Here is an 892-nt window from a genome sequence, read left to right as displayed (position 1 = left end):
GATGGAAGTTCTCAAGCTGTCCATCCGAAAGACCTCGACGTGCCCAACGCTACCTTCGCTGCTGCTGATCTGACGAGTTTTTGCCGGTTGGACCAGCTTGGACTGGTGGTGACTGGGCAGCGGGTCACGCCGCAGGGGGCGGTGTTGGAGTGTCGGGTGGTCGTTGCGGATGACTGGTGCCGACGGTGTGGCTGCCAGGGCCGCCCTCGTGACACGGTGACCCGAGAGTTGGCGCATGAACCGTTCGGGCGGCGGCCCACGACGTTGGTGGTGCGGCTGCGCCGGTATCGCTGTGTCGAGTGTGGTCACGTGTGGCGGCAAGACATGACCGCGGCGGCCGAGCCGCGGGCGCGGTTGTCGCGACGGGCGATGCGGTGGGCGCTGGAAGCGATCGTGTGTCAGCACCTGAGCGTGGCCCGGGTCGCGGAAGCACTGGCTGTGGCGTGGGACACCGCCAACGACGCGATCCTGGCCGAGGGACGACGGGTGCTCATTGACGACCCTGCTCGGTTCGACGGCGTGAAGGTCTTGGGGGTCGATGAGCATTGTTGGCGACACACCCGCGCCGGCGACAAGTTCGTCACCGTGATCATCGACCTGACCCCCGTACGCGAGGGCACGGGCTCCGCCAGGTTACTTGACATGGTCGCGGGCCGCTCGAAGAAGATGTTCAAGACATGGCTCGCGGCCCGTCCCCACGTGTGGCGCAACCGCATCGAGACCGTCGCGATGGACGGGTTCACTGGCTTCAAGACCGCTGCGGCCGAAGAACTTCCCGACGCGGTGGCCGTGATGGACCCCTTCCATGTGGTGCGCCTGGCCGGCGAGGCGGTCGACAAGTGCCGCCAACGTGTCCAACAGGCCACCACCGGCCACCGGGGTCGGCGCGGCG

General features: G+C 67.3%; 1 protein-coding gene. It reads left to right on the top strand.

The window, feature by feature from the left end; translation table 11 throughout:
- Positions 1 to 39: 39 nt before the first annotated feature.
- The coding region (locus ABEA30_RS15455) for an ISL3 family transposase (protein ID WP_345584438.1) at positions 40 to 892 on the top strand (853 nt) is incomplete at its 3' end.

The organism is Tessaracoccus lubricantis (genome assembly GCF_039544535.1).
In the GTDB taxonomy this organism is placed as follows: Bacteria; Actinomycetota; Actinomycetes; order Propionibacteriales; family Propionibacteriaceae; genus Arachnia; species Arachnia lubricantis.
Note: the sequence above shows the minus strand (reverse complement) of the source record. Positions and strands in the feature narration are given on the sequence as shown.